Raw genomic sequence first — 12,305 nt, 5'->3', positions numbered from 1 at the left:
CCTCCCGCGCCGAAGGCTGTGGGGGAGCACCAGACGTCACGGGCCCCGCCCTTCGGGCGGACGGCGCTCCTTCCACAACACGGCCTAGTACGGGTAGTGGACCGGTTCGCTCGCGACCGTGCGCCAGCGGCGCTCGGTGAACTCCTCCAGGTTCGCGTCGCCGCCGGCCCGGCCGCCCAGTCCGGAGTGGCCGATCCCGCCGAAGGGGGCGAGCGGTTCGTCCTGGGGCGTCGCGTCGTTGACGTGGACCATCGCGGAGTTCAGGCGGCGGGCGACCTCGGTGGCCCGGTGGATGTCGGAGCCGACGACCGAGGAGACCAGGCCGTAGCGGGTGTCGTTGGCGAGCTCGACCGCCTGCTCGGCGCCGTCGACGACCGCGACCGGCGCGATGGGCGCGAAGATCTCCTCGGTCCACAGCGCGGAGGCCGGATCGACGTCCACCACGACGGTCGGGCGGAAGAACCGGCCCTTGTTCGTGCCGCCGGTCAGCACCCGGGCACCGCCGGCCACCGCCTCGTCGAGCAGCCGCCTGGCGCGCGCCAGTTGGACGTCGTTGATGATCGGACCCAGACCGGTCCGGTCCCGGAAGGTGTCGCCCACGGTGATGGCCGCGGCGCGCTCCGACAGGTTGCGCAGGTAGGCGTCGGCGACCGCGCGATCGACGATGTGCCGCCCCGCGCTGATGCAGGTCTGCCCCTGGTAGTGGAAGCTCGACCACGCCCCGATCATCGCGGCCTGATCGACGTCGGCGTCGGCCAGGACGACGAGGGCGTTGTTGCCGCCGAGTTCCAGCGAGGTCTTCTTGAGCAGGGACCCGGCGGTGCTCGCGATCTGCCGGCCGACCGTCGTGGAACCGGTGAAGTGCACCATCGCCACGTCCGGGTGCTCGACCAGCCTCCGCCCGACCTCCTCGCCGCCGGGCAGCACCTGGAAGACGCCGGCCGGCGCCCCCGCCTGCTCGAACAGCTCCGCTATCGCCAGGCCGCCGGACAGCGGCGTCTCCGGCGAGGGCTTGAGCAGCACGGTGTTGCCGAGCGCGAGCGCGGGTGCGATCACCCGCATCCCCAGCACCAGCGGGAAGTTCCACGGCGTGATCGCGGCGACCAGGCCGACCGGCACGCGCTCGCCCACCGAGAAGCGGCCCGGGTGCCCGGTCTGCAGTACCTCGCCGACCGGCCGGGAGGCCAGCGCCGCCGCCTCGGTCAGCTCGCCGACCGCGGAGGCGATCTCGTAGTCGGCCTTGCCGGCGATGCTGCCGGTCTCCCGCACGATCAACTCGCGGAAGCCGTCGGCGTGTTCGAGAGCCGTTGCGACGCCGCGGAGGATCGCCGCACGCTCGGTGTACGGGAGCGCCGCCCAGGCGCGTTGCGCGGTCACCGATGACGCCACGGCGGCGTCGACGTCGGAGGTGGCGGCGTCGCCGGCGACCCCGAGCAGCTCACCGGAGGACTTGTCACGGACCTGGAGGGTGCCTCCGGCGGCGGGCGGGTGGAATCGTCCGTCCGTGTAAATGGCTTTCGACCATGGGGGGTTGTGCGTTGCCATGTTCAGCTCCATTCAGGATTCCTAGGTGCTCCGGGGGGCGGGTGCCGTGACTCCCTGGGGTGCCCCTGACCCTCCGGGGCGCCCCCTTCTGTCGGTTCCGGGACCTTGCGCCCGGCGGGTGGCTTGTCGCGCGGCTCTCGCCCTGCCTTCGCCGGGAGGTGCCCCAGCGCCCTGGTGAGTGCGGCTTCCTCCGCGAGCGGTCCTGGAACCGACAGCACGGGCACGCACCTGGGGTCAGGGGGCCGTCAGACGGGACTTGGCCAGCGCCACCGCACCGGCGACCGGGGGGACTTCCAGCAGGCGTAGCGTCAGATCGGTTTGGGCCGCGGCGAGGTGGGAGCGCAGGCCGTCGGCGAGGAGGGGCTGCGCGAGGACCACACCGCCGGCGGCCACGACGGTGCGGCCGGTGGCGCCGCGCGCACGCAAGCGGTAGACGAGCGCGGCCAGTTCGGCCGCGGCCGCGTCCACCACCTCGGCGGCGAGCGAGGAACCCGCGGCGGCCGCGGCGAAGACCGCGGGCGCCGCCGGGCCCCAAGTGGCAGGCGTGGGGGAGTCGTTGACCGCGCGGGCGAGCCCGGGGGCGTCGGCCACACCGTAGTGGGCGAGGAGCGCGGAGAGCAGCCCGTCGTCGGGCAGGCCCATGTCGTGTGCGGCCAGCGCCGCCTTCGCCGCCTCCCGTACGATCGCCGGCGCGCTGCCCTCGTCGCCGAGCACCCAGCCCCAGCCGCCGGCGAACAGCACGGTGCCGTCGGCGCCGGTGCCCACCGCGATGGAGCCGGTGCCGGCGATGACGCCGATCCCCTGCGCCAGGCCGGCGGCCGGCACCAGCAGCGCGGCGTCGTTGACGACGCTCGCGGGCACCGCGAGCGCTTCGAGGGCCGCGCCGAGGTGCGCGCAGTGCTCCTGCGTGTCGCAGCCCTGCGCGCCGACGCCGAGGGCGGCGACCTCGTCGCCCGCGGGCAGTACGGTGCGCACCCGGTCCAGCAGCCAGCGCGCGGCGTGCCGGACCGGGGCGGCCTCCCACCCCGTGGAGGGCAGTTCGACGTCGGCGCGGACCGTGCCGTCCGGAGCCGCGACCCGGATCGCGACCTTGGTGCCGCCGATGTCGGCGCCGACCAGGACCCTCATACCGTCGGCCCCCCGGTCACCTTGATGTCGGCGTTGTGGAACACGAACTCCTCGATGTCCACGGCGCGGACCTCGGCGACGGCCTCGACGAGGATCTGCGCGACCAGGATCTCCAGCACCGCGCGCTGCGCCGCCGGCAGCCGCGGTACCCGCACCGGGTGCAGCATCGGCCGCTTCTCGGGCGGCGCCGAGGTGACCAGCACCACCGGGTGCCCCGCGGCCGCGAGGGTGTCGGCCACGGTGTGCTCGCGCTCGTCGCCGAAGACCACGTGCACCCCGCCGCCGGCCGACTCCATCGCGCCGTGCAGGTACTGGCGGGTGCTCATCCCGGTCGACGGGATGCGGACGACCTCGCGGAAGAGCAGCGCGGACGCCTCGGCGGAGCCCACCGCGGGGCCGGCGCCGACGAAGTCCGCGGAGGTGGCGGTCGCGAAGAGCGGGGCCAGCGCCCGCACCTGCTCGCGCAGTTCCTTCTCCGTCGCGGCGAACAGCGCGCCGAGCCGGGCCCAGCCCTCGTCCGGCGCGCCGCCGTCCCACGCGTCGGCGAGCATGCCGAGCGCGGCGACGGTCGCGGTGTAGCCGATGGTGGAGGCGTAGCTGTCGGGCACGCTGCCGATGTCGAGCACGCCGGTGGCGATGTCCGCGATCGGCGAGGGGGTCATGTTGACCACGGCGTGCCGCAGCGACGGGTCGACGGATTCGAGGACGGCGAGCGTCTCGGAACTGCGGCCGCTCTGCGAGACGCCGAACACCGGGTGCCGGCTGGCGGGGAACGGCAGCGGGTGGTCGCCGGCGCCCAGCCGCCAGGAGTGCACGCCCCGGCTGCGCAGCGACCACACCGGGGCGCAGGCGGCCGCCAGGCTGGCGCCGATCCCGACGAACACCGGTCCCGGGCCGGTGAGCAGCCCGGCCGCGGCGAGCGAGGCCACCGACGGGGCCAGCCGGGCGATCGCGGCTTCCAGCTCCTCGGCCTGGGTCGCGCGGGCCGTGGCGTAGGGGAGGTATCCCTCGCTCATGTCTGCTCCGTTCCGTCGTAGGTCCGTGTGGTGGGGTCCCACTGCGGTGGGATCGGGGGCACCTCGGGTGCGCTGCTCGCCACCCGGACGGGTGCGCCGAGGTCGACGGACTCCTCGACCGCGAGCATCACGTCGAGCACGTGGTACGCCAACTCGCCGCTGGCGCGCGGGCGGGTGCCGGACCGCAGGGCGCGGGCCAGTTCGAGGACGCCGACGCCCCGGCCGCTCGGGACGCCGACGGCGGGCACCGTGGTCCACGGCGCGCCGGGCGTGGTGTCGGTCAGCAGCCGGGTGTCGCCGTCGAAGCCGCTCACCGGCACCTCCATGACACCGTCGGAGCCGGTGATCTCGAAGAGCTGGCGGCGCAGCGGCGAGTCGAAGCTGTAGACGGAGGTGCCGACCGCCCCGGAGGCGAAGGTGGTCACCACGCTGACGTGGGTGGGCACCTCCACCGGGAACGCGGTGCCGGCGTCCGGCCCCGCGCCGATGATCCGCTGCGGGCGCGGGCTCTGGCCGCTCGCGCTCACCGACACGACCGGGCCCAGCAGTTGGACCAGGGCGGTCACGTAGTAGGGGCCGATGTCGAAGAGCGGGCCCGCGCCCTTGGCGAAGAGGAACTGCGGCCGCGGGTGCCACAGATCGGGCCCGGGGCCCTGCATCAGGGTGAGCACCGTCCTGGGCGTGCCGATCGCGCCCTCGGCCAGCAGCCGGTGGGAGGTCTGCACGCCGGGGCCGAGCACGGTGTCGGGGGCGTTGCCGACCACGACGCCCGCGGCTGCCGCGGCGTCCAGGACGGCGCGGGCGCTCGCCCGGTCCAGGGCCAGCGGCTTCTCGCCCCACACGTGCTTCCCGGCCGCGATCGCGGCCAGCGCGACCTCGGCGTGGGTGGCGGGGACGGTCAGGTTGACCACCAGGTCCACGTCGTCGCGGCGCAGGACCTCGTCGGTGGTGCCCCAGGCCGGCACGCCGTACGCCTCGGCCTGCGCGCGGGCGCGGGCGGGCACCAGGTCGGCCACGGCGGTGACGGCGAGGTCGGGGTAGCCGGTGAAGGCGTCGAGGTACTGGGCGGAGATGTCGCCGGCGCCGACCACCGCGACCCGCACGGGCGCGCTCATGCGGCACCCCCGGCCAGGAAGTACGCGGCGTTGCGTTCGACGAGCGGCCAGACGTCGCTGTGGTGGGCGACCACCTCGACGACGGGCAGCTCCACGTGCGCCGCGGTCAGCGCCAGCACCTCGTCCATCCGGCCGGCCGTGTCGACGCCCAGCACCGGGCGGTCGTTGCCGGGCTCCCGCTCGTGCACCACGTGCAGATGGCGCACCCGGTCGCCCAGACGCGGCAGCAGCTCGAACACGTCGGCGCCGCCCACCCCTGCCCAGTAGACGTCGACCTCCAGCACCACCGCGGGATCGAGCAGCCCGGTGAGCACGTCGTAGGCGGGCACCCCGTCGATACGCTGGGCGAACTCGAAGTCGTGGTTGTGGTAGCCGATCCGGATGCCGCGCGCGGCGGCGCTCTCGGCCGCGGCGTTGAGCGCGTCGGCGAGGCGTTCCACCCCCGCCCGGTCGGCGATGCTGCCCGGGTCGACGTACGGCGTGATGACGCAGCCGATGCCGAGCGCCTGCGCGGCGTCCAGGATGTCCGCCACGTCGTGCCGGAGCACCGACGCGTGGGCGGTCGCGGCGCTCAGCCCGGCGTCCCGCAGCGCGGCGCCGAGCCGCTCGGTGTCGCCGAGGATGTCGTACGGCTCCGCGTGGGTGAAACCGAAGCCCGCCAGTCGCGCGAGGGTACGGTCGAGGTCCGCGGGTCCGATGTCGTCACGCACGCTGTAGAGCTGGATTCCCAGCGGCTGCGCGGTCGTCATGCGCCGGCCTTTCCGTGGTCATGGTCGTGCTCGTGGTCGTCGTGGTGGGTTCCGGGGTCGTGGTGCGGGTCGTGCCGCTCGCCCGGACCGTCTTCCCCGGGCGGGTGGTGGCCGCCGGCGTGGCAGTGCGCGGCGGTGGGGGCGGGGATGTCCAGCGTCGGGTTGCGGTCGAAGAAGCCGTACGGCTTGAGCGCGAACCCGGCGGAGTCGACGGGCATCACCGGCCAGTCCTCGGGCCGCGGGAAGTGGGTCAGGCCGAAGGTGTGCCACAGCACGATGTCGGTGTCGTCCACCGACCGGTCGGCGGCGGTCCACGCGGGCAGCCCGCCACCGCCCCGGTGCATGTTGACCAGGTCGCCCGCCGGGTACCGCTCGTCCGGCGCGTACGGCGTCACCCACAGGTGCCGGGTGGCGTACGTGGCCCGCCGGTGGATGTCGGAGTCGGCGTCGGCGAGCAGCACCGGCCGTCCCTCCGGGTGGAGTTGGTAGCCCACCGGGTTGCCCAGCCGGTTGGTGACCGAGGGGTTGGTGACCACCCAGGACCGGTTGCGGGTGTTGTCGGCCAGGCGCTGCGCGCCGGACTCGGTGCGCAGCCGGGTGACGGTCTGGGTGAAGCCGGTGCCGGTCGGGTTGTCCGGCCCGCGCGGCACCGCGGCGGACTCCACCTCGTCCACGGCGTTGCCGGTGCCGTCGACCGCCATGTCCAGCCGGGCGCTGAACAGGTGCTGGTGGTACGGCGCGCCGAGGCCGGGGGCGAGTTCGGAGGCGTAGGCGTAGCCGGGGCCGGGATAGCCGGAGGTGAAGACGACACCGGTCGCCTTGACCTCCAGCTCGATGGCGCCGTCGAGCGAGAAGTACCAGTAGAAGCCGTAGTCGTAGTTGCCGACGGTGACGAAGAAGGAGATCACCAGGCGCCTGCCGCGCCGGGACTGGGTGGAGCCGTTCCAATTGTCGGAGTGCTTCCACAGGATGCCGGTGTCCTCCTCGTGGATGCAGATCGCCTGCGGGACGACGTGGACGCCGCCCTCGCTGTCGGCGAGCACCGCGTCGAGGTAGGTGATGTCGCCGACGCAGTCGCAGCCCAGTTCCAGGGAGTTGGCGAACCCGCCGAGCAGGTACTCGCCGCAGTCGAAGAAGTTCTGGAACCAGCGCTGCGGGCTCGGGTCGCCGTAGGGGACGACCATCTCGGCCAGGGAGGCGCGGTAGAGCACGGGACGGCGGCGGCCGGCGTCGTCGATGCCGATGTTGTGCAGCACCAGGCCCTCGCGCTGGTCGAAGCCGACCTGGAGGGACCAGCCGAGCCAGTCGATGACGCCGTTCTCGTCGATGGTGAAGCTCGGGCCCTCGGGCTGGGTGATCTCGATCGGCTTCAGCCCGGCGCGCGGCGGCTGCCCGACCCACCGCGGGTCGTGGTAGTTGCCGTCCTCCTGCGGTACCGGCAGGTGCGCGACGTCCAGCACGTCGAGGACCTCGCGGGTGACCACGTCCACGACGACGGTGACGCCGTCGACCGGGTGCGCCCAGCCGAGGTCGTCCGGCGTCTTCTGCACGAAGGTGAAGCAGCGCTGGAGGCGGCGGCCGTCCTCACCCGCGCCGGGCACGCCCGCGGACAGCGGGTTGACCCGCAGTCGCGTCACGTCGGTCAGGCCGCGCCTGCGCATCGCCGCGAGCCAGCGCTCGTCGCGGTGCACGATCTCCTCCACGAGCGGGAACTCGGCGAGCACCACCGGGACATGGCCGTCGGTGGCGGTGTCCAGCACGCGGGCCGACACGATCCGGTCCTCGCCGGGGCAGGCGACGACGTCGTGCGACAGGCCGGTGCGCAGGTCGATCAGCATGGCGCGGAAGCGGCGCGGGGCGATCGCGCCGGCGAGCAGCTCGCGCTTGTCCTGCTCGGCGAGGCCGAAGTAGGACACGTGGGTGTCGGGGCCGATCAGGCCCTCGCGCCGGAGCAGCGCGGTGCAGGCGGTGATCTCGTCGGGGCGCGGCGAGGCGAGGGCGACGGCCAGGGCGGGCGCGTCGTAGGCGTCGGCGCGGCCGGTGGCGCCGGCGGCGGCACTGCCGTCGTCGCCGCCGTGCGCGGGCGGTGGTGTTGCTGTGGTCACGGGGGCTCCGCTTCTGCGAAGGGGGTTCGGGGGGCGCCGGGTCATTGGCCGGCGTTCCGCATGAAGGAGGTGCGCAGGCGGTAGCGGTCGCCGGCGTAGCGGATCGACGAGGACAGCAGCGGCCGCTGGGCGCGGTCGCGGACGATCTGCCGCATGTCGAGGACGGGGGTGCCCGCCGCGATGGCGAGGTGGCCGGCGAGCGCGGCGTCGGCGGGCCGGGCCTCGATGGTGGTGTCGGCCTGGGCGAGCTCGAAGCCCGCGTCGGCGATCGTGTCGTAGAGGGACCGGACGGTGAAGTCGACCGTGTCGAAGCCCGCGGCGACGTCGGTGGGGACCAGCGAGTGGTCGACCGCGATGGGTACGCCGTCGAGCATGCGGACCCGCTCCAGCCGGTACAGCGGGGTGCCGGGGGCGATCTGGAACGCCTCCGCCTCGTCGAAGCTGGCCGGACCGGTCTCTCGGCGCAGCACCTGCGAGGTGGCCAGCAGGCCCATCCGGCGGGCGGTCTCGGAGAACGACTCCAGGGTGTTGGGCCACTCCTTGCGCTCCGCCGCGGAGACGTACCAGCCGCGGCCCTGCGCGGCGCGCAGCACTCCCTCCTCCACCAGCGCGGTGAGCGCCTTGCGCAGCGTGACCCGCGAGATGCCGAGCATCCGGCACAACTCGCGCTCCGGGGGCAGCCGGGAGCCGGGCTTGACCTCGCCGACGGCGATCCGGTTCTCCAGCGCCTCCTTCGCCTGCATCCACAGCGGCTCCGGGTAGCCGCCGGTCAGCGCGGCCGGCACCACGGGCAGCTCCGGTACCGCCGGCGCCGGTGTTCGCGGTGCCGGTGCCTGGCCCGCCGGTGTTCGCGGTGCCGCCGCGGGGTCCGCCCGGCGCGCGCTCATGTGATCCGTGCTCATGCCGGCGCCTGGACCTTCGGCTCCTGGACCTTCTCCCACGTGCCCGAGCGCATCGAGGCGTAGCAGGCGTCCAGCACGTGGTTGACGACGACGCCGTCCTCGAAGGTCTCGCGGGGCACCTCGCCGCGGGCGAAGCAGTCCACGAAGTGCCGCATCTGCTGGCTGAACCCGTAGGCGCGGGCCTCCTCCGGCACCGGGTAGACCCAGCCGGTGTCGGCGTCGGCCTTCTCCACAAGGTAGCCGGCCGGGCGCTCGATGAAGCCCCACACCGGTGTCGCGGAGGTGTCGGTGACCAGGCGGCCGGCGCTGCCGACGAGTTCGTGCCGCAGTTGCATGCCGCCCTTCTCGATCCACGACGACTCCACGGTGGCCAGCTGGCCGCCCGCGAACTTCAGCAGCGCGATCGCGGTGTCCTCGCCGGTGGTCCGGTCCGCGTGGGCGAGGGTGGCGCCCCACGCGAAGACCTCGGTGATCGGGTTGTCCTTGCCGAAGAAGTGCCGGGCGGACTCCACCGTGTGGCACCCCATGTCGAGCAGGGCGCCGCCGCCGGCGGTCTGCGCGTCCCAGAAGTGCGGGGCGTGCGGCCCGGAGTGGGCCTCGCGGGCCCGCATGGTGAGCAGATCGCCGATCGCGCCGGCCGCGACCATGTCGTGCGCCTTGGCGATGTTGGGCGAGAAGACCGAGCTCTCGGCGTAGCCGTGCCAGACGCCCGCCTCGCGGACCACGTCCAGGATCTGTGCCGCCTCCGCGCCGGTGCGGGCCAGCGGCTTGGTGCACACCACGCCCTTGCCGGCGGCGGCGACGGTCCGTACCGCGTCCAGATGCGCCTCGTTGGGCACCGCGACGACCACCAGGTCGACGGCCGGATCGGCGCACAGGGCGGCCATGTCGTCGTAAGCGCGGGCCTGCGGGGCCCACTTGGCGGCCAGCGCGGTGGCGCGCGCGAGGTCGCGCGAACAGGCTGCCACCAGCGTCGCGTTCCTCACGTCCTGGAGCGCGTCCGCGTATGTGTCGCCGATGAATCCCGAACCTATGAGACCGACGCCGATCACGCGTTCCTCTTCCCTCGTCCTGCGGTGGCCGGCCGCGGGCGGTGCCCGCAGCCGGACTCTCACGTTAGTTCTTTGGTCTGCTTATGGTATGTCAGGGGTCCACTAAATATAGACCACGCAATACCACTGGGGGAAAGCGGGCGGTCCTCATCAGCCCTCCAGCAGTACGTCGAAGGCTTGGGACAGCTCCTCGTCGACCGACTTCAGCTCCGGGTGGGCGTCGTAGTGCGCCAGCACCTCCCGGGCGCCCTGCGAGAACGACACCTCGGGTGCGAACCCCGGTACCAGCGCGCGCAGTTTGGAGGTGTCGAAGAGCATCGAGTGCCGGAAGTCGTGCTCCAGCACCTCGCCCCAGCCCGGCACCCGCTCGGCGATCGACTCGCTGGCCCGGTGCCGCAGCAGGGGGTCGCGCACCCCGGCCGCCGTGGCCAGGGCGAGATGGATCTGGTCCCAGGTGAGGATGTCGCCGCTGACCACGTTGACGCTCTCGCCGACCGCGTGGTCCAGGCCGAGCAGCGCCACGAAGGCCCGCGCGAAGTCCCGGGCGTGGGTGAGGGACCACAGCGACGTGCCGTCGCCGTGCACCACCACCGGCCGCCCCGCGCGCATCCGCTCGATCGCCGTCCACCCGGCGAGCACCGGGACCACCGTGCGGTCGTAGGTGTGGAAGGGCCGCACGATCGTCAGCGGGAAGCCGGTGTCGCGGTAGGCGTCCTCCAGCAGCAGCTCGCAGGCGATCTTGTCCCGCGCGTAGCCGAAGACCGGCTGGCGGCGCGGGCTGGACTCGGTGATCGGCAGGTGCGGCACCGGCCGGCCGAAGACCGAGCAGGTGCTGATGAAGACGTACTGCCCGGTCCGGCCGGTGAACAGCTCCGGATGCGCCCGCACGTCGTCGGGCGTGAAGCCGACCCAGTTGACGACCGCGTCGAACTCCTCGTCGCGCAGCACCGCCTTCAGCGCCGCCGGGTCGCGGACGTCCGCCCGCAACTGCCGTACGCCGTCGGCGACCGCCCGCACCGGCTCCGAGCGCGTCACGATCGTCACGTCCGCGCCCTGGGCCGCGGCCCGCGCGGCCGCCGCCGAACCGATCATCCCGGCACCGCCGAGGAACAGCACCCTCATGCCTGCTCCTCGGTCGGCGCCGGGACGACCGCGCCACGGGACAGCCCGTGGCCGACCAGATGGGCGTAGGAACGGCGCAGCGCCTCGAACGTGTCGATGTGCAGCCGCTCCAGCTCGACGATGTGCCAGCGCGGACCCGACGGCCTCGTCAGGGTGCGGGTCCAGTCGATCCGGCCCTCCCCGATCGGCACCATCACGTCGTCCTCGTAGGAGAGCGCCGGGCCGTCCTTGACGTGCACGAAGCGCGCCCGCTCGCCGAGCCCGGCCAGCACCTGCGCCGGGTCGGCGCCGCCCATCACCGTCCAGTAGGCGTCGAGTTCGACCAGCACCCGGTCGTCGAGCAGCTCCAGCAGCAGGTCGTACGCCGACCGGCCGCCGAACTCCTGGCTGAACTCGGCGAAGTGGTTGTGGTAGGCGATCCGCATGCCGCGGCCGGCCGCCCGCTCGGCGGCCTCGTTGACCCGCGCCACGCCGCGCCGGATCGCGTCGGGGGAGTCGAACTCCTCGCGCTCCATGCTCCACACCAGGACCTCGGCGCCGAGCTCCTGGTTCTGGTCCAGCAGCCGCTCGGCGTCCGCCCCGGCCGGGAACGGGGTGTGCGCGCTGGTGAGGGTGAGCCCGGCCGCCGCGACGGCGTCCCTGACCCGGGCCGGCCCGAAGTGCTCCACCAGCCCGTAGGTCTCGATGCCCAGGTAGCCCAGCTCCGCCAGCCGGGCCAGGGTGCCCTCCAGGTCGGCGCGTGCCTGGTCCAGCACCGTGTACATCATGACGCCGATACCGGCTGCCATGTCTCCTCCTCCGGCCGGCCGCGCGGGGCCGGCGCTCGTCGTCTCAGTCACGGCCGGCCGCCCACAGCAGCGCCTGCCGGACCAGGGCGCGCACCGGCGGCTCGCCCCAGGAACGCATGTCGTGGCCGAGCGCCAGGTAGACCACCCGGCCGGCCCCGACCTCGCGGGCGTACAGCACCGGGATGACGGCGCCGTCCGCCCGGTGCCGCTGCGCGAGCACCGTCACGTCCTCGTCGGCGAGCTCGAACTCGTAGTACTCGTCGAAGAGTTCGAAGTCGGTGACGCCCTCGGTGATCGGGTGCTCCGCGACGATCTCGATGGTGTGCCGGCCCTCGTGGTGGCCCGGCCCGTGCGAGAGGTAGCGGTTGCCGAGCAGCTCGAACATCGGGCGGTCGGCCGGGTCCAGGCCGTCGCCCTGCCAGCCGAGGATGTTGGCGCCGTGCACCCCGACCAGCCCCTTGCCGGCCCGCACCGCGTCGGCCAGCGCCTGCTGCTGGCCGGTCGCGAAGTGCCCGCCCGCGGTGTAGAAGAGGTAGACGTCCGCCTCGGCCGTCTCTGGCCGCGGATCGGTGAACCGGCTGGTGCCCATGGCCTTGCGGGTGGCGAACCCGGCCTCGACACCGAGCTGCTGGAAGACTCCGGCGGCACTGAGCAGGTCGTGGTGGGTGTCGTCGCCGTTCACGACGACCATGGCTCTCGGCGTCGTCAGGTGGGACATGGCTCTCCTCGCGGGGGTGCGGCAGAAAACGGGATCGGGGTGCCCGGCGCCAGCGCACGGGGCGG

Annotated in this window: 11 protein-coding genes; all 11 read right to left on the bottom strand. The window is 73.7% G+C overall.

Annotated elements, in window-relative coordinates:
• Positions 1-84 precede the first annotated feature (84 nt).
• The 11 genes from OG896_RS00690 to OG896_RS00640 all read right to left on the bottom strand — a co-directional run bounded on the left by OG896_RS00690 (position 85) and on the right by OG896_RS00640 (position 12,240).
• Positions 85-1,545: an aldehyde dehydrogenase family protein gene (locus tag OG896_RS00690; RefSeq protein WP_329361347.1), complete on the bottom strand. Its 1,461-nt coding sequence runs from the start codon at positions 1,543-1,545 to the stop codon at positions 85-87.
• A 234-nt stretch (positions 1,546-1,779) separates the two neighbouring features.
• On the bottom strand, positions 1,780-2,673 hold the full coding sequence (locus OG896_RS00685; protein ID WP_329361345.1) for a BadF/BadG/BcrA/BcrD ATPase family protein: 894 nt from the start codon (positions 2,671-2,673) through the stop codon (positions 1,780-1,782).
• A complete protein-coding gene (locus OG896_RS00680) occupies positions 2,670-3,689 on the bottom strand; it encodes an SIS domain-containing protein (RefSeq protein ID WP_329361343.1) in 1,020 nt (339 codons plus the stop codon). Before OG896_RS00680 ends, OG896_RS00685 begins: the two co-directional genes overlap by 4 nt.
• The gene (locus tag OG896_RS00675) at positions 3,686-4,804 is read right to left on the bottom strand and encodes a Gfo/Idh/MocA family protein (RefSeq protein WP_329361341.1); all 1,119 of its coding nucleotides are present in this window, start codon (positions 4,802-4,804) and stop codon (positions 3,686-3,688) included. The genes OG896_RS00680 and OG896_RS00675 overlap by 4 nt, the downstream gene beginning before the upstream one ends.
• Complete coding sequence (locus OG896_RS00670; RefSeq protein ID WP_329361339.1) at positions 4,801-5,553, bottom strand: sugar phosphate isomerase/epimerase family protein; 753 nt, start codon at positions 5,551-5,553, stop codon at positions 4,801-4,803. Before OG896_RS00670 ends, OG896_RS00675 begins: the two co-directional genes overlap by 4 nt.
• Positions 5,550-7,658, bottom strand: a complete 2,109-nt coding sequence (locus tag OG896_RS00665) for a primary-amine oxidase (RefSeq protein ID WP_329361337.1) — start codon at positions 7,656-7,658, stop codon at positions 5,550-5,552. The genes OG896_RS00670 and OG896_RS00665 overlap by 4 nt, the downstream gene beginning before the upstream one ends.
• 41 nt (positions 7,659-7,699) lie before the next feature.
• The gene (locus tag OG896_RS00660; RefSeq protein WP_329361335.1) at positions 7,700-8,560 is read right to left on the bottom strand and encodes a GntR family transcriptional regulator; all 861 of its coding nucleotides are present in this window, start codon (positions 8,558-8,560) and stop codon (positions 7,700-7,702) included.
• Positions 8,557-9,612 (bottom strand): Gfo/Idh/MocA family protein, encoded by a 1,056-nt coding sequence (locus tag OG896_RS00655; RefSeq protein ID WP_329361333.1) that lies wholly within the window; start codon positions 9,610-9,612, stop codon positions 8,557-8,559. Before OG896_RS00655 ends, OG896_RS00660 begins: the two co-directional genes overlap by 4 nt.
• Positions 9,613-9,762: 150 nt before the next feature.
• On the bottom strand, positions 9,763-10,734 hold the full coding sequence (locus OG896_RS00650; RefSeq protein WP_329361331.1) for an NAD-dependent epimerase/dehydratase family protein: 972 nt from the start codon (positions 10,732-10,734) through the stop codon (positions 9,763-9,765).
• The gene (locus tag OG896_RS00645; RefSeq protein ID WP_329361329.1) at positions 10,731-11,522 is read right to left on the bottom strand and encodes a sugar phosphate isomerase/epimerase family protein; all 792 of its coding nucleotides are present in this window, start codon (positions 11,520-11,522) and stop codon (positions 10,731-10,733) included. Before OG896_RS00645 ends, OG896_RS00650 begins: the two co-directional genes overlap by 4 nt.
• Positions 11,523-11,565: 43 nt before the next feature.
• On the bottom strand, positions 11,566-12,240 hold the full coding sequence (locus OG896_RS00640; RefSeq protein ID WP_329361327.1) for a ThuA domain-containing protein: 675 nt from the start codon (positions 12,238-12,240) through the stop codon (positions 11,566-11,568).
• Between the last annotated feature and the right edge of the window lie 65 nt (positions 12,241-12,305).

Origin of the sequence: Streptomyces sp. NBC_00669, assembly GCF_036226785.1 — a bacterium.
In the GTDB taxonomy this organism is placed as follows: domain Bacteria; phylum Actinomycetota; class Actinomycetes; order Streptomycetales; family Streptomycetaceae; genus Actinacidiphila.
This window is presented reverse-complemented; position numbering and strand designations above follow the sequence as displayed.

Bases quoted from the DNA above. Each gene is read 5' to 3' on its own strand.
- OG896_RS00690 (WP_329361347.1), bottom strand. From the start codon at position 1,545: ATGGCAACGCACAACCCCCCATGGTCGAAAGCCATTTACACGGACGGA.
- OG896_RS00685 (WP_329361345.1), bottom strand. From the start codon at position 2,673: ATGAGGGTCCTGGTCGGCGCCGACATCGGCGGCACCAAGGTCGCGATC.
- OG896_RS00680 (WP_329361343.1), bottom strand. From the start codon at position 3,689: ATGAGCGAGGGATACCTCCCCTACGCCACGGCCCGCGCGACCCAGGCC.
- OG896_RS00675 (WP_329361341.1), bottom strand. From the start codon at position 4,804: ATGAGCGCGCCCGTGCGGGTCGCGGTGGTCGGCGCCGGCGACATCTCC.
- OG896_RS00670 (WP_329361339.1), bottom strand. From the start codon at position 5,553: ATGACGACCGCGCAGCCGCTGGGAATCCAGCTCTACAGCGTGCGTGAC.
- OG896_RS00660 (WP_329361335.1), bottom strand. From the start codon at position 8,560: ATGAGCACGGATCACATGAGCGCGCGCCGGGCGGACCCCGCGGCGGCA.
- OG896_RS00650 (WP_329361331.1), bottom strand. From the start codon at position 10,734: ATGAGGGTGCTGTTCCTCGGCGGTGCCGGGATGATCGGTTCGGCGGCG.
- OG896_RS00645 (WP_329361329.1), bottom strand. From the start codon at position 11,522: ATGGCAGCCGGTATCGGCGTCATGATGTACACGGTGCTGGACCAGGCA.
- OG896_RS00640 (WP_329361327.1), bottom strand. From the start codon at position 12,240: ATGTCCCACCTGACGACGCCGAGAGCCATGGTCGTCGTGAACGGCGAC.